Origin of the sequence: Enterobacter sp. KB-221C9, from assembly GCF_041320715.1 — a bacterium.
Taxonomy (GTDB): Bacteria; Pseudomonadota; Gammaproteobacteria; order Enterobacterales; family Enterobacteriaceae; genus Enterobacter; species Enterobacter asburiae_D.
This window is the reverse complement of sequence record NZ_JBGIWG010000014.1, coordinates 23031-44748: the sequence shown is the minus strand read 5'-3', so window position 1 is coordinate 44748 and position 21718 is coordinate 23031. Positions and strand designations below refer to the sequence as shown.

Sequence of the window (21718 nt, the reverse complement as noted above, 5' to 3'; positions counted from 1 at the left end):
CTTATGGCTTATCAATCTCAAGACATTATCCGTCGTTCCGCGACTAACGGTTTCACGCCCGCGCCTCAGGCGCGGGACCACCAGCAGGAAGTGGCGAAGCTTATCGACGTGACCACCTGTATCGGCTGTAAAGCCTGTCAGGTGGCGTGTTCAGAGTGGAACGACCTCCGTGACGAAGTGGGTCACAACGTCGGGGTGTACGACAACCCGGCGGACCTGACCGCCAAGTCCTGGACGGTGATGCGTTTCTCGGAAGTTGAGCAGAACGACAAACTGGAATGGCTTATCCGCAAAGACGGCTGTATGCACTGTGCGGATCCAGGCTGCCTGAAGGCGTGCCCGTCAGAAGGGGCTATCATTCAGTATGCCAACGGTATCGTCGACTTCCAGTCCGAACAGTGCATTGGCTGCGGCTACTGCATCGCAGGCTGCCCGTTCGACGTTCCGCGCCTGAACCCGGAAGATAACCGCGTCTACAAATGCACGCTGTGCGTTGACCGCGTCACCGTTGGCCAGGAGCCTGCGTGCGTGAAGACCTGCCCAACCGGCGCTATCCACTTTGGCTCCAAAGAGGATATGAAAACGCTGGCGGCAGAGCGCGTGGGCGAGCTGAAAACCCGCGGTTACGATAACGCAGGCCTGTACGATCCGGCCGGGGTTGGCGGTACGCACGTCATGTACGTGCTGCACCACGCCGACAAGCCGAACCTGTATCACGGCCTGCCGGAGAACCCGGAAATCAGCGCCACCGTGAAGTTCTGGAAAGGCATCTGGAAACCGCTGGCAGCGGTGGGATTTGCTGCCACCTTCGCAGCGAGCATCTTCCACTACGTCGGCGTTGGTCCGAACCGCGCGGAAGAGGAAGACGACAACCTGCATGAAGAGAAAGACGAGGTGCGCAAATGAGAAAACGTGACACCATCGTGCGCTACACCGCGCCGGAACGCATCAACCACTGGGTCACCGCCTTCTGCTTCATGCTGGCGGCGATAAGCGGGCTGGGGTTCTTCTTCCCGTCCTTCAACTGGCTGATGCAGATCATGGGGACACCACAGCTGGCGCGTATTCTGCACCCGTTTGTGGGCGTCATCATGTTCGCGTCGTTTATCATCATGTTTTTCCGCTACTGGCACCATAACCTAATCAATCGGGATGATATCTTTTGGGCGAAGAATATTCGTAAGATCGTCGTCAACGAGGAAGTGGGTGATACCGGGCGTTATAACTTCGGCCAGAAATGCGTATTCTGGGCGGCGATTATCTTCCTGGTCCTGTTGCTGGTGAGCGGCGTGATCATCTGGCGTCCGTACTTTGCGCCTGCTTTCTCAATCCCGGTGATCCGATTCGCGCTGATGCTGCATTCATTTGCCGCAGTGGCGTTAATTGTGGTTATCATGGTGCATATCTACGCCGCCCTTTGGGTGAAAGGCACCATTACCGCGATGGTGGAAGGATGGGTAACCAGTACGTGGGCGAAGAAACATCACCCGCGCTGGTACCGTGAAGTCCGCCAGAAACAGGAAAAGTCATCTGAATGAGTATTCGCATAATCCCGCAAGATGAGCTGGGGTCGAGCGAGAAACGCACGGCGGATTACATTCCGCCGTTGTTATTCCCCAGACTCAAGAACCTCTACAACCGCCGCGCAGAGCGTCTGCGCGAGCTGGCAGAGAACAACCCGCTGGGCGATTTTCTGCGCTTTGCCGCGCTGGTTGCCCACGCGCAGGAAGTGGTGCTGTACGACCATCCGCTGCAAATTGACCTGACCGCGCGCATCAAAGAAGCCAACGAGCAGGGCAAGCCGCCGCTGGACATTCACGTCCTGCCGCGCGACAAGCACTGGCAAAAGCTGCTGCATTCGCTCATTGCCGAGCTGAAGCCGGAGATGAGCGGCACCGCGCTGGCGGTCATTGAGAATCTGGAAAAAGCGTCCGAACTGGAGCTGGAAGAGATGGCGAGCGCGCTGTTTGCCTCCGACTTCTCTCTGGTGAGCAGCGATAAAGCGCCGTTTATCTGGGCTGCGCTGTCGCTCTACTGGGCGCAAATGGCAAGCCTGATCCCGGGCAAGGCCCGCGCCGAATACGGCGAAGCGCGCCAGTTCTGCCCGGTCTGCGGCTCAATGCCCGTCTCCAGCATGGTGCAAATCGGCACCACTCAGGGGCTGCGCTACCTGCACTGCAACCTGTGTGAAACCGAGTGGCACGTGGTTCGCATCAAGTGCAGCAACTGCGAGCAGACCCGCGATCTGAACTACTGGTCGCTGGAAAACGAAGAAGCGTCGGTGAAAGCCGAAAGCTGCGGCGACTGCGGCACTTACCTGAAGATTCTGTATCAGGAAAAAGACCCGAAAGTCGAAGCCGTGGCCGACGATCTCGCCTCGCTGATTCTGGACGCGAAGATGGAGCAGGAGGGCTTTGCCCGCAGCTCGATCAACCCGTTCCTGTTCCCGGGTGAAGGGGAGTAATCCCCTGTGACAGTGCCGGGCAGCGCGAGCTTGCCCGGCCTGTAAATACTCCTTTTTTATCCGTTTTCGCACGTCTCCAGCCCCCTGCCGCAGCGCGACAATTTCAGATTTTATTTAGCCGTTGCGCGTAGAAAACTCCCCCTTACTTCGTCACTATCCCTCGCAAGAAAACATTACTTTTTGTAAGGGAAAATGTTGAAATGGACTTTCAACGATTAAGGACGAAAAGAGCCGTCTTTTTCATCTGCGCTATTCTCAGCCTTTCAGCGGCGGCTGTTGCCGCACCGGCCGATGAGCAATTTATCCTTCAGCAGCAGCGTCAGCAGGCACTGGAAGCCCAGCTGACGCCGCAGGCGCCGGATATTCGCCTGCAGCCCCCCGCTGAAAAAGCCATCACCACGGCATTTCCTGCCGAAACGCCCTGCTTTGTTATTCACGACGTTACGCTCTCAGGACAGGACGCATTGCCACACTGGCTGCCGCTGCAACGCCTCGCGGATCGGGCGGTGGGGAGATGCCTCGGCGCGAAAGGAATTAATTATCTGATGAGCACGCTTCAGAACCGGCTGATTTCCCATGGCTGGACGACTGCACGCGTGCTGGCCCCCGCTCAGGATATAAAAAGCGGCCACTTAAAGCTGGCCGTGATCCCTGGAAAAATTCGTCACGTCACCTTAACCGACAACAGCAGCCCCTGGATTTGGCTCTACGGCGCCTTCCCGGCGCATGACGGCAATCTGCTCGATTTGCGGGACATTGAACAAGGGCTTGAGAACCTCCAGCGCTTGCCCACCGTGCAGGTGGAAATGGAGATTGTTCCTGCCGAGCAGCCCGGCGAAAGCGATATTGTTATTTCCCGCCAGCAGAGCAAATTCTGGCGGCTTGGCCTCTCGCTTGACGACTCCGGCTCGTCATCAACCGGACGCTATCAGGGTGGGTTGACCCTCTCACTGGATAACCCGCTGGCGTTGAGCGATCTCTTCTGGTTTTCCATTAACCATGACCTGCAAACCGGCCCGGAGAAAGGCAACCAGAACCTCAGCGCCCACTGGTCCGTTCCGGTTGGCTGGTGGGGGTTTTCCCTGACCGGCAGCGACTATCACTACCACCAGACGGTCGCCGGGTTGAGCGGTGATTACCGCTACAGCGGAAAGAGCCAAAGCCTGGTTGCCCAGCTCAGCCGGGTGCTGCACCGCAACAGCGCGCAAAAAACCTCATTCACGTGGGACGTCGAGAGCCGGACCACGCGAAATTACATCAGCGACACTGAAATCGAGGTGCAGCGTCGCCACGTTTCCTCCTGGAAGGCGGGACTTTCGCACCGTCACTATATTGGCCCGGCAACGCTGGATGCAGGAATAAGCTATCAGCGCGGTACTCGCTGGTTTGGCGCACAGCCTGCGCCAGAAGAAGTATTCGATGAAGCCACGGCGCTGAGCCGCATTCTTCGCACGGATGCCCGCCTGAGCCTGCCGTTTGAGCTGATCGACCAGCATTTCCGCTACGACATAGCCTGGCAGCGTCAGACCAGCACCACCCCGCTGACTTCGCAGGATCAATTCTCCATTGGCGGGCGCTGGACCGTGCGCGGCTTTGATGGTGAACGCACCCTGAATGCCGATCGTGGCTGGCTGGTACGCAACGATCTCTCCTTACAGACCCCTCTCCCGGGCACCGAGTTTTATCTGGCAGCCGACTACGGCGAAGTGGCGGGCAGCGGAACGGAATACCTGACGGGAAATCACCTGGCCGGTGGTGCAGCCGGGCTACGCGGCACGCTCTGGAAAGTCGGCTTCGACCTGTTTGCGGGCGTTCCGTTTTCTCGCCCCGAGGGGTTCAAAACCAGCCCGGCCACGTTCGGCTTCAACCTGAACATGGATCTCTGACGATGCGGTATGGCGAATTCACGGTCCACTGCCCGTTTATGCTGGGCGAAACCCTTAACGAAGCGGAAGCGCTGGGCGCATCGGTCTGGCTATGGATGCACTCCTTCAACCACCGGGATGCGCCGCTGCACGTGCTGCCTGTGGTTCTTCTGCCCGTTATCAAGCGCAAGCAGTACGTCCTCGTGGAAAAAGAAGGTCGCCCGGTATTTTTTTTGAGCTGGGCGTGGATGAGCGAAGAGGCTGAAGGCCGCTATCTCAACGAGGCCACCATTACCCTGCCAGAGGAAGACTGGTGCAACGGCGATCGCCTCTGGTTTCGCGACTTTATCGCCCCCTTTGGCCACGCACGAGACATGTTCCGCCTGTTACGCGAAGAGATTTTCCCGCATCACATGGCCCGTTCTCTCTGGCATCGCGGCGAAGAAAAAGGACGCCGCATCAAAACGTTTTACGGCAAACGGGTCACGCGCGACGCGTTGCTGAACTGGAAAAAGACGCACCCGCTGCACGGATAACACATAAAAGGATTTTCACATGAACAAACGTCTTTACCGTATCGTCTTTAACAAAGCTCGCGGCATGCTGATGGTGGTATCGGAGCTGGCTCGCGGCTGTTCTGGCAGCGCGCCCTCTTCCGGTTTGCAACATAACCACCAGCGACTTATCTGCCGCGTCGGGGCGATTAGCCTCAGCCTGTGGCTGGCAAGCGGGGCAATAACGGTACAGGCCGCAGGGATTGTGGCGGATAAATCGGCACCCAATAAACAGCAGCCAACCATCATCAGCACCGCCAACGGTACGCCGCAGGTGAATATCCAGACGCCATCAGCGGGCGGCGTTTCCCGCAATACCTTCAGTCAGTTCGACGTTGATCAGAAGGGGGCCATTCTTAACAACTCCCATAAAAATACGACCTCCCAGCTCGGCGGAATGGTGGCAGCCAACCCATGGCTGGCAAAAGGCGAAGCGAAAATTATCCTCAACGAGGTTAACGCCCGCGATCCGAGCCACCTTAACGGCTTTATCGAAGTGGCGGGACAAAAAGCGGACGTCGTCATTGCCAGTCCGTCGGGCATTACCTGCGACGGCTGCGGATTTATCAACGCCGGGCGCGCCACGCTCACCACCGGCACGGCGCAAATGCAGAACGGTCAGATAACGGGCTACCGGGTCGAGCAGGGTGAAATTCACATTAACGGTAACGGAATGAACGCTACCGGCCAGAGCCACACCGATATTATTGGCCGTGCGGTGCAGGTAAATGCGGCCATTCATGCCCAGGATTTACGCGTCACGACCGGGCGCAATAGCGTGGATGCCGCTCATGAACAGATTACTGCGCTCGCGGATAACGGCACGGCAAAACCCAGAATGGCGTTGGATGTATCGCAGGTGGGCGGCATGTACGCCGGAAAAATTCGCCTTCTCGGGACGGAAAAAGGCGTCGGGGTGCGTAATGCGGGCAATATTGGCGCAGAAGCCGGGATGGTCACCCTCTCAGCCGATGGCCGTATCGAAAACAGCGGTGCAATCTGGTCTTCCGCTGACGTTGTCCTCTCTGGTAGCGCTGCCGTTCAGAACAGCGGGTCCATCGCGGCACAGCGTAACGTTAGCCTGACGGGCAACACGATTGTCAGCACCGGAGCGCTGGCCGCTGGCGTGCAGCCAGACGGCGCATTAGGCAGCGGCGGCGACATGACGCTCAACGCCAGCGGCAAACTTGAGATGCATGGCCTGAACGCGGCGGGCGGTAACGTAACCGCCTCCGGGCTGGGTCTTGATGCCTCCGGGAGCCTGACGCAGGCAAAAAACATTACGCTCAATGCCGGACAGGGCGATATCCGTACCGCCAGCGCGCAGGTCGTTGCGAATGACCAACTCAGCGTCACGACATCCGGCACCCTCGATAACAGCAGCGGCCAGCTTGCCGCCGACCGCATCACGCTCGCGGCGAAAAAGCTGCAAAACCAGAAAGGCCAGATTAGCCAGAGCGGATCGCAGGCGCTGGAACTCACCCACCGGGACGGTATAGATAACCGCGACGGTACCATTGCCGCCAACGCCGCAATATCCCTTAATGCCGCCGCGCTGGATAACCGTAAAGGCCAGATCCTGGCCGCAGATGCAGGTAGCCTGTCGGTGAAGACCGCGGGTGTGGCGGATAACCGCGAAGGCGTACTGGCCGCCGCAGAAAGCATCAGCGTGACCGCAGACCAGATGCACAACGACAGCGGGCTTATTAGCGCGGAAAAGGGCCGCATCGCGCTCGCCAGCATCAAGCCGATGACCAACGTCAGCGGACAAATCGTCGCCCGCACCACGCTGTCCCTCGAAAGCGGTGCGTTGAATAACGATAACGGCCTTATCCAGTCCGGTTCGGCAATGTCCATCAACACGCACGGCAATACGATTTCAAACAAAAATACCCTCGCTACGGGGGGTATCGTCAGCTTTGGCGAGCTGGATGTCCTCGCCAGCGCCATTGATAACCAGCACGGCATGCTGGCCGGTGCGCAAAAGACCACGATGCAGGCCACCCGCGTGGATAACCGCGACGGCATGCTGGCCTCTGAAGCCACCCTGCATCTGGATGCACTCTCCGTTGACAACCGGTTCGGTACGATCAGCGCAGGCGAAAGCCTGACGCTGGACTTAACCGACGCGCTGAATAACCGCAACGGTACGGTCAGCGCGACGGGAGCGCTCAATGCACGCACCTGGACGCTTGAGAATACGCAGGGAACGCTGGTCTCGGGTGACAGTGCGCGTATAGAAACGGCGCAAATCGTCAGCCAGGGAGGGGTTATCGCCGCCCAACGCGACCTTACGCTCACGGCGCAGCGGCTGGATAACGACGGTGGCGGTCTGGTGCAGACCGGTGGTGACCTTACGCTGAACGTGGAGCATATCAGCAACCGCGAAAGCGGCGACACCGGCGGGATCGTCAGCCAGGGGGACATAGCGATCCTGGCCGCCGATGTGCAAAACGATGCGGGAGTCGTGCTGGCGGGGAAACAGGCGACGTTAGACACCACCCGCTTTAGCAATATCGCTGGCACGCTGGTGGCGCTGGACGCGCTAACGCTTGCAACGCGCAGCGATACCGATAACCGTCAGGGAGTGATGCAGGGCAACGGCATTTTCCTTGATACACACGGATATCAGCTGGATAACCAGCAAGGAACGCTCTACAGCCTGGCGTCAATGCAGCTGGCGACCGCCAGCCTGAACAACCAGAACGGCACGATTGGGGCGAAGAGCGACATCACGCTGCACGCCGTGTCGCTAGATAACCGCGCAGGCGGGCGCGTGGTCAGCGAGCAGGCGATCGCGTTAAATCTCGAACGTCTTGATAACCACGAGGGGCAAATACAATCCCTCGGCAGCCTGATGGTTAACGCCGTTTCAGGGGTTATCGACAACACGCTTGGGCTGATGCGCAGCGGCGCAACGGTGACGCTCAACGCTGCCAGCCTGATCAACCGAAACACCCAGGCCGCCGGGAAAGGGATTGAGGGGCTGGATGTGGCCATCGTCAGCCAGCAGCTTGATAACGCGCAGGGAACGGTGATTTCAGGCGATACGCTGCACATCACTCACGCCGAAACACTCAATAACACTCAGGGCGAACTGTCCGCCGCAGGCACGCTGTCGCTGAGCGGCGCGGCTCTGCGCCTCATCAACACTGATGGTGTCGTGATTGGCGGCGAGAACGTCACGCTTGAAGCCGAATCGCTGACCGGCGATGGCCAGGTCCTCTCGCTCGGCGACATGATGATTCGCACGCAGCAGAGTTTTAACAACGCGGGCGACGTTATCGCCAACGGCAACATGACATTCACCACGCCGGGTAGCGTGACCAATAGCGGTAACCTGCTGGCAGGGGCAAAACTTGACCTCAGCGCCGCAAGCCTGCTCAATACCGCGTCCGGTGAGATTGCCGCCGGAGCCACCTGGCTGACCGTCTCCTCATCCCTCAGTAATTACGGTCTTATCGACGGCAGCCAGACGTGGATTAATGCGGACACGCTGAACAACGTCGGAACGGGGCGACTTTATGGCGACCATCTTTCACTTCAGGCGACAACGCTCAATAACCTTGCCCAGGACGGTACGGCGGCTACTATCGCCGGACGCCAGCGCGTGGACATCGGGGCGGGGACGATCAACAACCGTGACCACGCGCTGATTTACAGCGACGGCGTGCTCGCCATCGGTGGACGCGTGGACGATAACGGCTTTGCGACCGGACAGGCGCAAACGCTGAACAACCACAGCGCGACCATTGAGTCCGCAGGTGACATGGCGCTCTCCGTCAGCCAGCTTAATAACATCAACGACCATTTCAGCACCGAGGTGGCGCTGATCTCCACCGAGCAGATCCACGAGTACCAGCACAAGGGATCGCCCGAGCGCTGGAGCGCTGATGAAGAAGGCGTGTTTGTCGACCACAACTCGGCCGACAACCTGCTGAACCTGAACACGCCGGAAGATACCGGCGCCAACAACGACAACTTTTACGAGTACAACTACACCCGCACCATCGAAGAGGAGGTTATTGCAGAGAGTGACCCGGGCAAGATCCTCTCCGGCGGACAAATGGTCATCAGCGCGAACCACGTCCTGAACGACAAAAGCCAGATTGTCGCGGGAGGTACGCTCGGTATTTTCGCCGATTCGGTAGATAACGTCATGCCGGAAGGCAGCCGATGGATAACGGATGCAGGCTCGGTCACACACTACAGCCGTAAAACCAAAAAAGGCGGCGATTCTCAGGGAAAAAGTACCTCGGACTATCTGCCACCCGTGGTGATCCAGTCGATCACCCTGTCGCCGGGCAAAATGGAAGGATACAGCCAGACCGAGGGCAGCGGCATGACCCTTTCGCCCGCCGCCGCGCACGGAACAGATGCCACGCTCAATGGGACGGGGAGCCTGTCCGTCGACGTGGGCGCGGCGTCACCGAAACAGGAAAAACTTCCCCCTGTGCTGCCTGCCAGCAATACGGCAGGGAAATGGATTGAAACCCCTGCCAGCGGCGCAGAGGGCGACGTGATCCGCGCAATCGCCCCCGACATCCGCCTGCCGGACAACAGCCTGTTTAACACGCTGCCAGCACCCGATGCCCGTTACCTGATCGAGACCGATCCACGCTTCACGAACAACAAAGCGTGGCTGGGCAGCGACTACATGCAGGACGCGTTCGCGCTGGACCATGACAACATGCACAAGCGTCTTGGCGACGGCTATTACGAGCAGCGGCTGGTGCGGGAGCAGATCATTGCGCTTACCGGCGGGCGTTACCTGGGCGACCACCGTGACGACGAAACGCAGTTCAAAGCGCTGATGGATGCCGGTATTGCTTTCGGCAAGGCGCATCAGCTTGTTCCGGGAGTAGCGCTCACCGCCGAGCAGATGGGTCTTCTGACGGAAGATATGGTTTGGCTGGTCAACACCCGCGTCCAGCTTGCGGACGGAAGCTGGCAGACGGTGATGGTGCCGCAGGTTTATGTTCGCGTACAGCCGGGCGACGTTGACGGCGCTGGCGCGCTGATGGGCGGTCAGAACGTGGTGATGAACCTGAACCGCGATCTGGTCAATAGCGGCACGATCCACGGCAAGGAGAGGGTTCAGCTTAGCGCAGACTCCCTCACCAACCGCGCGGGTACCATTCACGGTGCGGATGTCAGCCTGTTGGCCCGCACGGACATTAACAACATTGGCGGCACAATCTCAGGTAACAATTCCGTACTGGCAACTGCCGGGCGGGATATCAACCTCACCACCACGACCCGTAGCGCCAAAAACACCGCCGGGAAAAACAGCTTTGAGCGCACCACCCTTGAGCGAGTTGCGGGCATCTACGTTCAGGGTGACGACGGCAAGCTCGTGCTGAGCGCCGGGCGCGATCTCAATCTGACCGGGGCGCAGGTCGTTAACAGCGGCAGCGAGAGCCAGACCGTGCTTAATGCAGGACGTGACCTGAACCTCACCACCGTGACCACCTCCGCCAGCGATAACCTGACCTGGGATAAAAATAACTGGCTGAAGCAGTCCACCACGCAGCAGGTGGGTAGCGAGGTGGCTGGCGGAGGCGATGTCTCAATGATGGCCGGGCGCGACGTTAGCGCTCAGGCCGCGACCGTCGACGCGGGCAGCAGCCTTGCCGTCAGCGCAGGCCGTGATATGTCCATCACCGCCGCCATCGACAGCAGCGAATTTGAATCACACCATCAATCCACCGGCAGCAGCGGCGCGTTCTCGAAAAAAACCGTGACCACGCACGATGTGGTAAATAGCGAGACGGCGCAGGGTTCCCTGTTCAGCGGCGACAGCGTAACCCTGCAGGCGGGACATGATTTACGGGTTCAGGGTAGCGATATTGTCGGAGATAACGATGTCCGGCTCGCGGCCGGAAACAACCTGACCGTCACCTCCGCAGACGAGCACGGCCAGGAGAGCCATCAGCGACAGGAGAAAAAATCCGGCCTCTCCGGTACGGGCGGCATCGGTATCAGCTACGGCAGCCAGAGCCTGAAGGTGACGGATAATACGCAGGAGGTGACCCATCGGGGCAGCACCATCGGTTCCGTAAACGGCAATGTCTCACTCAGCGCAGGTCATGATCTGGCGGTGCACGGCTCTGACCTGATAGCCGGGCAGGACATGACGCTCACCGGGAAAAATGTCAGCATCACCGCCGCCACGGACAGCAGCGCACAGACTCATACCGTGGAGCAGAAATCCTCCGGCCTGACGCTCGCGCTGTCCGGTACCGCGGGCAGCGCGCTTAACACCAGCGTGAGCACCCTGAAACAGGCCAGGGAGACCGATAACGACCGTCTGGCCGCACTGCAGGCGGTCAAAGGTGCGATGACCGCGGGACAGGGGGCGCAGGCAGTCCTCACCGACCAGGCCACCGGCAACCAGGCGGGCAATGACAACACGATCGGCATCAGCCTCTCTTACGGCAGCCAGTCCTCAACATCGACGCAGACCATGAAGGAGACCACGGCGAAAGGCAGCAGCCTCTTCGCCGGAAATAACCTCTCGGTGGTGGCGACGGACGGGGATGTGCTGGTGCAGGGCAGCCAGCTAGATGCCGGAAACGACATCCTGCTTCAGGCCAGCCGCGACGTGAACCTCCTGTCGGCACAAAACACCTCAACGCTTGAAGGCAAAAATGAGAGCCACGGCGGCAGCGCGGGCATCGGGATTGGCTTCGGCTCCGGTGGCGCGGGCATCAACGTTTCCGCCAGCGTGAATGCCGGGAAAGGTAAGGAGAACGGCACCACCCTCACCCACACCGAAACCACGGTTAACGCGGCGGATACGCTCACGATTATCAGCGGCCGCGATACGCATCTCACCGGGGCGCAGGTCAGCGGGGAGAGCGTGCTGGCCGATATCGGGCGTAACCTGACCATTACCAGCGAGCAGGACACCGACCGCTATGACAGCAGCCAGAAGAATATCAGCGCAGGCGGCAGCTTCAGCTTCGGCACCATGACCGGCTCGGGCGGCATCAGCTACAGCCGCGACAAAATGGACAGCGATTATGCCTCCGTGCGGGAGCAGAGCGGGATATTCGCAGGCAGCGGCGGGTTTGACGTCACGGTGGGCGGCCACACGCAGCTGGACGGTGCGGTTATCGCCTCCTCCGCCACGGCGGATAAAAACCGCCTCGACACCGGCACGCTCGGCTGGCGGGATATCCATAACACAGCCGAATACAGCGTGGAGCACCAGAGCGCGGGCATCAGCACCGGCGGCAGCATCGCCGGACAGTTTGCCGGGAATATGGCAAACGGCATGCTGAGCGGGGCAGACAGCAGCGGCAGCGCTGAAGGCACCACGCATTCTGCGGTTGAAAATGGCACGGTGATTGTCCGTGACAAAGCAAACCAGACGCAGGATGTGGCAACCCTCTCCCGCGACACGGAGAATGCAAACGGCAGCATCGACGCTATCTTCGATAAGGAGAAAGAGCAGCGCAGGCTCGACGAGGCGCAGCTTATCAGCGACATCGGGAGCCAGGTGTCTGATATCGCCCGCACGCAGGGCGAGCTGAACGGGGAGGCGCAGTCCGGCACGGGCAGCGACATCCAGCGTGCCATCCAGGCCGCCACCGCTGCGGCTCAGGGGCTGGCGGGTGGCGATATGACCGCCGCGCTGGCCGGAGCCGCCGCACCGTACGTGGCGGAGATTATCGGTCACCGGTCCGGGCTGGACGACGGGATGGAAAAAGCCGCTGCCCACGCGGTGGCCAGTGCCGTACTGGCGGCAGTGCAGGGGAAAGACGCGCTTGCGGGTGCAGCGGGTGCAGCGGGTGCCGCCGCCGGAGAGGTGGCGGGCACGCTCGCGCTGGAGATGTACGGGAAGGATGTTGCTGCGCTGAGCGAAAGTGAAAAGCAGACCATCAGCGCCCTGGCGACCCTCGCTGCAGGCATCGCGGGCGGGCTGACGGGCGACAGCACAGCATCTGCGGTTGCTGCGGCGCAGACCGGGAAGACGACGGTGGAGAATAACCTGATGGCCGGGAGTGAAGATGCACAGGCTGCGTGGTTACGACAGCACGGAACGGATATGGCAACATGTGCCGATAACCCGTCCGGGGCGGCATGTCAGAAAGCACAGAACGAAGCCAATGCAGTGGCATTCGCAATGGCATCAGCAGGACTGATTTATTTGCCAGGAGGAATGCAGGTGACGGCGGGGATTGGTGGAGCAGCAAATGCGGGGATTCAGTATGCGCTGACGGGCGATATTAATCCCACAGATGTCCTGATTGCCAGTTATGTTGGAGGATTTACAGCAAATACGGGCGTCTGGGGGACTATGGGCTGGAACGCAGCGGGGGGAGCCACATCTAATTACTTAAAAGGGGATGACCCTTTAATGGGAGCAATCATAAGTGGTGGTTCTGCTGGTATAGGATATGGAATAGGTAAGGCAGCCACAATCTCATTAGACAAATGGGTTAATCCCGCATGGAAAAACTATGATTGGGTAGATTTGGGAATGGGCATAAGTAGACCATTACCTTTGGATCCACGTCCAGCTGTGATAGGGAACATCATTGCTTCCGGCTCAACTGAAAGCATAGGTCAAGGTAGCTCTAAAGCTGCCGACCATTTAAAAGAAGGGGAAAAATAATGCTTAATCTCCTCAAATTGATTGCCACTATATCATTTGTTATATCAATAGTTACTACTGGGGTTTTTATTAGCCGCAGCTTATTTTATATAATCGAAATGAGAAGCTTTAATATTCCTTTTTTTGACATACTAAACATTAGTATTAAGGTTGGTTCTGTGGGAGGGTTAGTAGGTGGTATAGGTATATATTTCATCCCTTACTTTTCTAAAAATACATCTGGACGATAGCATAGATATGACCGAACACGGTAATAGAGCCGTGTTCGGTCTTTTAACTGTTAATTATCGCGCTTAATCACAGGCACATCCCCCGTATCATTCAGCGCTCCCGGAAACGTCTTCAACCAGTTAGCCACTTTCTGCTTATTTATATTCACTACACTCATACCTTCAAGACATCCCCATAACTCGCGCGTATGCTGTGGAGTAATCACAATGCAATCCTTCATCACACGGATTTTCACCGGCATACCATCAATAAAACCCGCATTCGACAACCACTTCCCGTTAAGGGGCAGGTAATTTCTGTCCATACGGGAATAAAGCTCACAACAGGCTGAACTGTCCTGCGGCGTTTCAGCTCGCGGATGTAAAGGGGCAGCATCAGTCCGCTTACCATGCAGGCGACGGGCATCTTTTTTGTGCACCGGCTCGCGGATTTCATTATCACTCTCGAATACTGCATTTTCTGTTTGGGCAATAGCCCACTCTGGCATAGAATTCTTCTCAGCCATAATCAACTCCTCTTTAGTTGTTTGTGGTTAGCGGTATATCGGTGCGCCAACACCTTTATACCGCGTGCTTACCGCTTCACTTTCATTACATATTATTCACAGCCCATGCCGCTGAAATTACCTGTGCCTATTATACCGCTATGGATAAAAACACAGCGTTGTATTACAGGGAATGTTTAATAAATGCGAAGCAGCTCGAAAAAATAATAACGATACCAGTAACACTTTCTTTTAAATAATCACAGTAAATATGTTCAGATAAAAATATACAGGTGGATAATAAACTGGTGGCACAAAGTTCATACATGCAGGACACATTCGCACTGCAGGCGGCCACACGCAGCTGGACGGCGGCATGATGGCCTCTGCGGCGACGACGGATAAAAACCGCCTCGACACCGGCACGCTCGGCTGGCGGGATATCCATAACACAGCCGAATACAGCGTGGAGCACCAGAGCGCGGGCATCAGCACCGGCGGCAGTATCGCAGGACAGTTTGCCGGGAATATGGCAAACGGCATGCTGAGCGGGGCAGACAGCAGCGGCAGCGCGGAGGGCACCACGCGTGCCGCTGTCGGAGAAGGAACCATTACCGTTCGTGATAAAGCGAATCAGGCGCAGGATACCGCCGCTCTTTCCCGCGACACGGAGAATGCAAACGGCAGCATCGACGCTATCTTCGATAAGGAGAAAGAGCAGCGCAGGCTCGACGAGGCGCAGCTTATCAGCGACATCGGCAGCCAGGTGTCTGATATCGCCCGCACGCAGGGCGAGCTGAACGGGGAGGCGCAGTCCGGCACGGGCAGCGATATCCAGCGGGCCATCCAGGCAGCCACCGCTGCGGCTCAGGGGCTGGCGGGTGGCGATATGACAGCCGCGCTGGCCGGAGCCGCCGCACCGTACGTGGCGGAGATTATCGGTCACCGGTCCGGGCTGGACGACGGGATGGAAAAAGCCGCTGCCCACGCGGTGGCCAGTGCCGTACTGGCGGCAGTGCAGGGGAAAGACGCGCTTGCGGGTGCCGCGGGTGCAGCGGGTGCCGCCGCCGGAGAGGTGGCGGGCACGCTCGCGCTGGAGATGTACGGGAAGGATGTTGCTGCGCTGAGCGAAAGTGAAAAGCAGACCATCAGCGCCCTGGCGACCCTCGCCGCAGGCATCGCGGGCGGGCTGACGGGTGACAGCACGGCATCCGCGGTGGCAGGGGCGCAGACAGGGAAGACGACGGTGGAGAATAACCTAATGGCCGGGAGTGAAGATGCACAGGCTGCGTGGTTACGACAGCACGGAACGGATATGGCAACATGTGCCGATAACCCGTCCGGGGCGGCATGTCAGAAAGCAATAAATGAGCGGGATGCTGTCGCACTGGCAATTGCATCTGGAGGCACGGCTTTTCTCTCAGGGGAGACTCTGTCCATGTGGGCACTAGGGGCTGGAGCGAACGCAGGTATCAGTTACTGGGTTGATGGCACAATTGATCCGGCAAATGTGGCTATTGCTGGCTGGGTAAACGTAATCACTATGGGTAATTACGTGGTGGGCACTGTGGGCTGGAATGCCGCTGGTGGCGCATTGGGTAACTGGATTGATGGTAAGGACCCGTTGTCTGGTGCATTAATCAATGGTGTGGGTTCTGTCGCAGGCTATGGTATCGGTAAGGGCCTATCGTGGGGAATAAATTCTGGCGCAAACTGGTGGAAAGGTGGATGGGATCCGAAATTCAACTCAGAGTTAATGCAGTTTACTGAAATAAAAGGAGATTTTGGGATCTCAAAGGAAATGGTGCCAAGTAATGTTCCCAGTTCAATTGGCGACATTGGAGGTAGTATATCTTCAGAAGTTGGCGGTAAATATACAGAATACAAAATGAAAAAAGCAGGAGGTGGTAAATGAAACCACTAAAATTCATGTTCCCTTTATTTTTTTTGATTGCCTTTAGCATAGTGTCAATTTTTCTAACAGGGGTGGTTTTATATATATGTGGGGAGTTTTTTTTCTTTTTTTATAAAGGAATACAAATGTCTTTTTCATCAAGTATTTTTTTTCTTTTAATCAAAATAAGTGTAAGTATCGGTAGCTTTGCAGGTTTAATGTTGTGGGTTGCTAATTCGCTAAAAAAATGATCCATTTCACTACAGAAAGTCGTGAGATATGACCGGAGTGAAGTTATGTGGTCACATCAGCATGGTGTTGATAAGTCCACTTCACTTGTAGTGACGGCCCATCAAAGTCGGTATGCCAAACATGGCGACGGACGGGGGATGTGCTGGTGCAGGGTAGCCAGCTTGATGCCGGAAACGACCTGCTGCTTCAGGCCAGCCGCGACGTGAACCTCCTGTCGGCACAAAACACCTCAACGCTTGAAGGCAAAAATGAGAGTCACGGCGGCAGCGCGGGCATCGGGATTGGCTATGGCTCCGGTGGCGCGGGCATCAACATTTCCGCCAGCGTGAATGCCGGGAAAGGTAAGGAGAACGGCACCACCCTCACCCACACCGAAACCACGGTTAACGCGGCGGATACGCTCACGATTATCAGCGGCCGCGATACGCATCTCACCGGGGCGCAGGTCAGCGGGGAGAGCGTGCTGGCCGATATCGGGCGTAACCTGACCATTACCAGCGAGCAGGACACCGACCGCTATGACAGCAGCCAGAAGAATATCAGCGCAGGCGGCAGCTTCAGCTTCGGCACCATGACCGGCTCGGGCGGCATCAGCTACAGCCGCGACAAAATGGACAGCGATTTTGCCTCCGTGCGGGAGCAGAGCGGGATATTCGCAGGCTCCGGCGGGTTTGACGTCACGGTGGGCGGCCACACGCAGCTGGACGGTGCGGTTATCGCCTCCTCCGCCACGGCGGATAAAAACCGCCTCGACACCGGCACGCTCGGCTGGCGGGATATCCATAACACAGCCGAATACAGCGTGGAGCACCAGAGCGCGGGCATCAGCACCGGCGGCAGCATCGCCGGACAGTTTGCCGGGAATATGGCAAACGGCATGCTGAGCGGGGCAGACAGCAGCGGCAGCGCGGAAGGCACCACGCGTGCTGCGGTTGAAAATGGCACGGTGATTGTCCGTGATAAAGCGAATCACGCAGAAAAAGAACTGGGCGGTGGGAAATGAAAAGCTTAGTCTCAAAATGGTTTTTAATCTTCATTTACCTGCTAATAGCCTTTCCGGTTGGGTTATTTATTGCTGCTGTAACTATGCAGATTTTAATCAGACTTTTTTACTTTTTCCTTGATGGATTATCTTTGAATTTGTCCTCTATTGATTACGTGAAAATTTTGAAAGGAAGTATCGCGGGAGGAGTTATTGGAGCAATAGGTTGTTGGTGGATCTACTCCCAGCACTTCCGAAAAAACCGAAGCAGATAATCTGACAGCGGCAGTGCCGACCGCGTAGGCCGGGAAGAATACGTTTGAGAATAACTCGCTGGCAGATGTTCTGGCAGGAGAAGCGAACAAACCGCTTTCCAGATTTTTTTTCTCGACAATTTTCTTATTTTCTTTTGGATCAAACCAGGTTATAAAACTGTATATCCATACAGTTAAAGGGAGTTCTTATGGCACTGGAACAGGGTATTGCGCAGCTGGTTCAGGGATTTATCGCTGCAGGTCGGCCCTCGTCGCGTCGACAGACCATTGAGGTACGACGTGCAGGGTATATTGCCAGCACGGGGCTTGCCGGAGAGACAGAAGCTCGCGTCCAGGTTGAAACGCATGTTCTTGAAGGTATGACCTTTCGGGTATTTTCGCCCCTCAATGCACCAGAAATACTACCTGCAGCCATCTACTATCACGGCGGCTGTTTTGTCAGCGGTGGTTTTGATACCCATGATAATCAGCTTCGCCAGTTGGCGTTTAAAGGAAACTGCCGGATCGTTGCAATTCAGTACAGGTTGGCACCGGAGCATACCTTTCCCGCCGCGCATGACGATGCTGAAAGAGGTGCGGATCTGGTCTGGCAGTATGCAGACAAATTAGGCGTAGATAAGAACCGGCTCACCCTCTGTGGAGACAGCGCAGGAGGGCATCTGGCGCTGGTAACGGCGCTGAGGCTTAAGGTTAAAAAGCTGTGGCAACCTGTGCAGCTTATTCTTATCTATCCCATGCTCGACGCCACGGCCAGTTTTGAAAGCTATGCCCTTAATGGCACGGATTATATTATCACCCGCGATACCCTGCTTAGTGGGTATGAAATGTATCTCGCAGAGACTGACCGCCAGCATCCGGAAGCTAGCCCTCTGTGGCGCGATGATTTTTACGGGCTTCCGCCAGTGCATATCATTACCGCAGAGTACGATCCGCTGTGCGATGAGGGAGAAATGTTGTATCAGCATCTGACTGAGCAGGGTGTGAAGTGTACCGCTCAGCGCTGGCTGGGCGTCATCCATGGCTTCTTTCAGCTTGGCGGCGTCAGCCAGTCAGCGCGAGACGTTATGCGGGATATCGCCGGGCGGATTAAGCACGCCCGAGATGAATGAACAAGAAATTACTCCTCCTCGTTCCCACCCTCTTCATATGCACCAAAAGGCTTCGCCGGAAGAACAATGTAGGTCCCTTCAAACACCGCACCCGGTGTTTTATCGCCAAACAGTTCGACCTGCATCTGTACGCGAGCTTTACGGCCGCGCGCCAGGCGGTCAAGATCGCCACCCAGTGATCCCAGATCGGCCACGGCGGTCGGCTTGCCGCTTATTGGTGCGCTATAGCGAATGTGGGCATCGGCCAGAATGATGGTGCCGCCCAGATGGCGCTCGCGCAGCATCAGCCAGATAAGTCCCCAGCCGGTGAGCGTGGCCAGTGAGAAAAGACTTCCGGCAAACAGGGTGTGGTGCGGGTTCTGATTGCCGGTTTCCGGCATGGTGGTAATAAATTTTTGTCCGGTGTACTGCTGAATGCGCACGCCCATTTTTTCACTGAGCGGAATGTGCTGATACCAGGCCTGCTGCAGCTGACCACACCAGTCGGCACGATGAAGAATATCATCCAGCGTGGCGATGGGTTTAATCATCAAAAAATGACGAATCGGCGTGGTTTGCGGGGTCGTGATCTCCCCCTGATTCACAAAACCAAGTTTGGCGAAGAATTCTACGGCATCTTCGCGGGCGCTACAGGTGACGCGCTTAACGCCTTCCTGACGGGCGACGGACTCAAGGGTCATCGCCATTAGCGTTCCCAGACCTTTGTCCTGCACGGAGGGATGAACCGCCATAAAGCGAATAGACGCTTCGTTATCGGCGTTGATATACAAGCGCCCGACGGCGACGAGGTTACCCTCCTCGTCCATCACCATCTGATGGTGGGCCATCGCGTCCCAGCCATCGCGTTCGGAGCCTTTTGGCTGATGCAGTGGCTTGCGCAGCATTTCCCAGCGGAACTGGTAATAAGCGCCTAACTCTTCTTCCGTTTGCGGTACTCGAAGGTGATACATAGCTGTACTCTCTCTTGTTACCCGCGGCCACGCCGCCAGTTGGCTCATACCTGGAGCCAGAATGTGACGGGGCCATCGTTCACCAGCGAAACCTGCATATCTGCAGCGAATCGTCCGGTTTGCGTATTCATTTCCTGCTGGCGACAACGCTCAACAAAGTACTCGTAAAGTGCTTCTGCACGATCCGGCGCGGCACCTTTAGAGAAACTCGGGCGCATGCCGCGCTCGGTATCCGCTGCCAGCGTAAACTGGGAAACCACCAGCACGCTGCCGCCCGCCTGCTGGACGTTCAGGTTCATCTTACCTTCCGCATCGCTGAAAATACGGTAGCCCAGCACGCGCTCACACAAGCGGTTGGCTTTTTGTTCGTCGTCATCCTTTTCGACACCTAACAACACCAAAAGTCCTGGGCCAATTTCGCCCGTCACCTCTCCCTCCACGGTGACGCTGGCACGGGTTACGCGCTGTATCAATGCAATCATGGTTGGTCTGCTTCTTGTTGTTTTTCAGCTTCTGCTGCTTTTTTCAGTTCGCGGTATACACCGAGAGTGACAGTTATTTCGGCACCAAGCAAGACGATACACCAGGTCCAGTAGACCCAGACAAACAAAATGGGGATCACCGCCAGCACGCCGTAAATCAGCTGATAAGACGGGAACATGGTGATGTAGAGGGCAAACCCTTTTTTACCGAGCTCAAAAAGCAGCGCCGCTACCAGCGCCCCCACAACCGCATCGCGGTTAGGCACGCGCGTGGTCGGCACGACGCTATAGAGCAGCCAGAACGAGAGCCACGAAAGAATCAACGGAAAGATGCGAAGCGCATTATCAATAGCGCCGTTTAAATCACTCGCCCAGCGCAAGGAAAGGAGATATGAACTGATCGCCAGGCTCGCCCCGGCCAGCAGCGGCCCCAGCGTGAGGATCATCCAGTACACGGCAAAGGAATACACTTTTGGCCGCGCTTTTTTACTCCGCCAGATCGTATTCAGCGCGTTATCAATGGCATACATCAACAGCAGCGCCGTGACGATAAGACCGCATGCCCCCACTGCCGTCATCTTGCTGGAATTGGCGACAAACTGCTCAATGTAGTTCTGGATGACATCCCCGGTTGCCGGAATGAAATTCGCGAAGACAAAATGACGAAGCTGCAGGCTGACGTCCGCAAACATTGGAAAGGCGGAAAACAGGGCAAAGATGACCGCCACCAGCGGCACTAATGAGAGCAACGACACGTAGGCGAGGTTACCCGCCAGCGTGGTCATGTTGTCCTCATCAATACGGTGCCAGAGCAGTTTCAGCCAGGCCCTCAGCGGGCGAGTATGATGCGTGGCTTTTTGATGAACGGTTTTTAGCATAGCTGCTTCGCGAAGTAGTTTGGTATCGTCTCTTTTCCGGTCACCAGAATTGACGTTATACCCAACTGATTAGCTCCCTCTATATTATCGGCGTTGTCGTCGAAAAAGACCGCATCGGCCGCGGTGAATCCCTCTGACTGCAGAACAGCCTGATAAATGCGCGCTTCAGGCTTACGCATCCCCATCTCCTGTGAGAGATAGATCTTATCGGCCGCCGCCTTAACTTCAGGGTATTCCTCAGGCCAGAACGTGGTGTGCAGACGGTTGGTATTTGACAACACAACGACCCGATGGCCCTGCTCGCGAAGCTTATGCATGATGTCGATCGCTTCAGGCCGGATGGCGACAAACACTGCCTGCCAGCCGTGTGAAAACTGCTCGTAGCTTAAGGGTAAATCCATCTCCTGACAGAAACGTTCAGCGAATTCTTCATCGTCGATCTCGCCGCGTTCATGCTGGTGGAAGGTCTCGCCCATCGCGAAATTCTGCTTCAGTGTCGCCAGCGGAACGCGGCTAAAGTCGCTCCATGCACCCAGCACGCGATTAAAATCGATATCGACGATTACGTTTCCTAAATCAAAGATATAAAGCATGGTTATCTCCTGCTCGCCGTGGAGAAGTAACTGTAGCGGGAATAGAGAGATTTGACTATGCGTGCCGTCTAAGGTGTGCGAT

The 21718-nt window shown here is 57.0% G+C and carries 13 protein-coding genes and 2 pseudogenes; 10 read left to right on the top strand and 5 right to left on the bottom strand.

Features of this window, described 5'->3' with window-relative positions; genetic code table 11:
* Window positions 1-3 precede the first annotated feature (3 nt).
* From fdxH to AB8846_RS18525, 6 genes are all read left to right on the top strand, one after another.
* Window positions 4-906 (top strand): formate dehydrogenase subunit beta, encoded by a 903-nt coding sequence (gene fdxH / locus AB8846_RS18550; RefSeq protein ID WP_008501831.1) that lies wholly within the window; start codon window positions 4-6, stop codon window positions 904-906.
* On the top strand, window positions 903-1538 hold the full coding sequence (gene fdoI, locus AB8846_RS18545; protein ID WP_008501832.1) for a formate dehydrogenase cytochrome b556 subunit: 636 nt from the start codon (window positions 903-905) through the stop codon (window positions 1536-1538). Before fdxH ends, fdoI begins: the two co-directional genes overlap by 4 nt.
* Complete coding sequence (gene fdhE / locus AB8846_RS18540; RefSeq protein WP_370733370.1) at window positions 1535-2464, top strand: formate dehydrogenase accessory protein FdhE; 930 nt, start codon at window positions 1535-1537, stop codon at window positions 2462-2464. The genes fdoI and fdhE overlap by 4 nt, the downstream gene beginning before the upstream one ends.
* Window positions 2465-2664: 200 nt before the next feature.
* Complete coding sequence (locus AB8846_RS18535; RefSeq protein WP_370733369.1) at window positions 2665-4350, top strand: ShlB/FhaC/HecB family hemolysin secretion/activation protein; 1686 nt, start codon at window positions 2665-2667, stop codon at window positions 4348-4350.
* A gap of 2 nt (window positions 4351-4352) precedes the next feature.
* Window positions 4353-4865 (top strand): toxin-activating lysine-acyltransferase, encoded by a 513-nt coding sequence (locus AB8846_RS18530; RefSeq protein ID WP_370733368.1) that lies wholly within the window; start codon window positions 4353-4355, stop codon window positions 4863-4865.
* A gap of 19 nt (window positions 4866-4884) precedes the next feature.
* A complete protein-coding gene (locus AB8846_RS18525; RefSeq protein WP_370733367.1) occupies window positions 4885-13506 on the top strand; it encodes a hemagglutinin repeat-containing protein in 8622 nt (2873 codons plus the stop codon).
* 280 nt (window positions 13507-13786) lie between these two features.
* On the opposite strand, the gene AB8846_RS18520 is transcribed toward AB8846_RS18525, so the two are convergent.
* Complete coding sequence (locus AB8846_RS18520; RefSeq protein ID WP_370733366.1) at window positions 13787-14242, bottom strand: SymE family type I addiction module toxin; 456 nt, start codon at window positions 14240-14242, stop codon at window positions 13787-13789.
* A gap of 322 nt (window positions 14243-14564) precedes the next feature.
* Here AB8846_RS18520 and AB8846_RS18515 point away from each other — a divergent pair.
* From AB8846_RS18515 to AB8846_RS18500, 4 genes and pseudogenes are all read left to right on the top strand, one after another.
* Window positions 14565-16136, top strand: a pseudogene (locus AB8846_RS18515) (VENN motif pre-toxin domain-containing protein); the annotation flags it as partial.
* Window positions 16133-16366, top strand: coding sequence for a hypothetical protein (locus tag AB8846_RS18510; RefSeq protein ID WP_370733365.1), 234 nt, complete (start codon window positions 16133-16135; stop codon window positions 16364-16366). The pseudogene AB8846_RS18515 and the gene AB8846_RS18510, both read left to right, overlap by 4 nt.
* A 134-nt stretch (window positions 16367-16500) precedes the next feature.
* A pseudogene (locus AB8846_RS18505) lies at window positions 16501-17328 on the top strand (hemagglutinin repeat-containing protein); the annotation flags it as partial.
* Window positions 17329-17812: 484 nt separating this feature from the next.
* A complete protein-coding gene (locus AB8846_RS18500) occupies window positions 17813-18733 on the top strand; it encodes an alpha/beta hydrolase (RefSeq protein WP_370733364.1) in 921 nt (306 codons plus the stop codon).
* An 8-nt stretch (window positions 18734-18741) separates the two neighbouring features.
* On the opposite strand, the gene fabY is transcribed toward AB8846_RS18500, so the two are convergent.
* From fabY to yihX, 4 genes are read right to left on the bottom strand one after another with little or no spacing between them, the layout of a single operon-like run.
* Entirely contained in the window at window positions 18742-19683 is a 942-nt protein-coding gene (gene fabY / locus AB8846_RS18495; RefSeq protein WP_370733363.1) for a fatty acid biosynthesis protein FabY, read from the bottom strand.
* Window positions 19684-19727: 44 nt separating this feature from the next.
* The gene (gene dtd / locus AB8846_RS18490; protein ID WP_008501836.1) at window positions 19728-20165 is read right to left on the bottom strand and encodes a D-aminoacyl-tRNA deacylase; all 438 of its coding nucleotides are present in this window, start codon (window positions 20163-20165) and stop codon (window positions 19728-19730) included.
* Window positions 20162-21043, bottom strand: coding sequence for a virulence factor BrkB family protein (locus AB8846_RS18485; RefSeq protein ID WP_063144322.1), 882 nt, complete (start codon window positions 21041-21043; stop codon window positions 20162-20164). The genes dtd and AB8846_RS18485 overlap by 4 nt, the downstream gene beginning before the upstream one ends.
* A complete protein-coding gene (gene yihX / locus AB8846_RS18480; RefSeq protein WP_032662695.1) occupies window positions 21037-21636 on the bottom strand; it encodes a glucose-1-phosphatase in 600 nt (199 codons plus the stop codon). Before yihX ends, AB8846_RS18485 begins: the two co-directional genes overlap by 7 nt.
* Window positions 21637-21718: the final 82 nt, after the last annotated feature.

Excerpts from the sequence above, each read along its gene's own strand:
- AB8846_RS18500 (WP_370733364.1), top strand. The coding sequence starts at position 17,813 with ATGGCACTGGAACAGGGTATTGCGCAGCTGGTTCAGGGATTTATCGCT.
- AB8846_RS18525 (WP_370733367.1), top strand. The coding sequence starts at position 4,885 with ATGAACAAACGTCTTTACCGTATCGTCTTTAACAAAGCTCGCGGCATG.
- fabY (WP_370733363.1), bottom strand. The coding sequence starts at position 19,683 with ATGTATCACCTTCGAGTACCGCAAACGGAAGAAGAGTTAGGCGCTTAT.
- AB8846_RS18535 (WP_370733369.1), top strand. The coding sequence starts at position 2,665 with ATGGACTTTCAACGATTAAGGACGAAAAGAGCCGTCTTTTTCATCTGC.
- fdxH (WP_008501831.1), top strand. The coding sequence starts at position 4 with ATGGCTTATCAATCTCAAGACATTATCCGTCGTTCCGCGACTAACGGT.
- fdhE (WP_370733370.1), top strand. The coding sequence starts at position 1,535 with ATGAGTATTCGCATAATCCCGCAAGATGAGCTGGGGTCGAGCGAGAAA.
- AB8846_RS18510 (WP_370733365.1), top strand. The coding sequence starts at position 16,133 with ATGAAACCACTAAAATTCATGTTCCCTTTATTTTTTTTGATTGCCTTT.
- dtd (WP_008501836.1), bottom strand. The coding sequence starts at position 20,165 with ATGATTGCATTGATACAGCGCGTAACCCGTGCCAGCGTCACCGTGGAG.
- yihX (WP_032662695.1), bottom strand. The coding sequence starts at position 21,636 with ATGCTTTATATCTTTGATTTAGGAAACGTAATCGTCGATATCGATTTT.
- AB8846_RS18530 (WP_370733368.1), top strand. The coding sequence starts at position 4,353 with ATGCGGTATGGCGAATTCACGGTCCACTGCCCGTTTATGCTGGGCGAA.
- fdoI (WP_008501832.1), top strand. The coding sequence starts at position 903 with ATGAGAAAACGTGACACCATCGTGCGCTACACCGCGCCGGAACGCATC.
- AB8846_RS18520 (WP_370733366.1), bottom strand. The coding sequence starts at position 14,242 with ATGGCTGAGAAGAATTCTATGCCAGAGTGGGCTATTGCCCAAACAGAA.
- AB8846_RS18485 (WP_063144322.1), bottom strand. The coding sequence starts at position 21,043 with ATGCTAAAAACCGTTCATCAAAAAGCCACGCATCATACTCGCCCGCTG.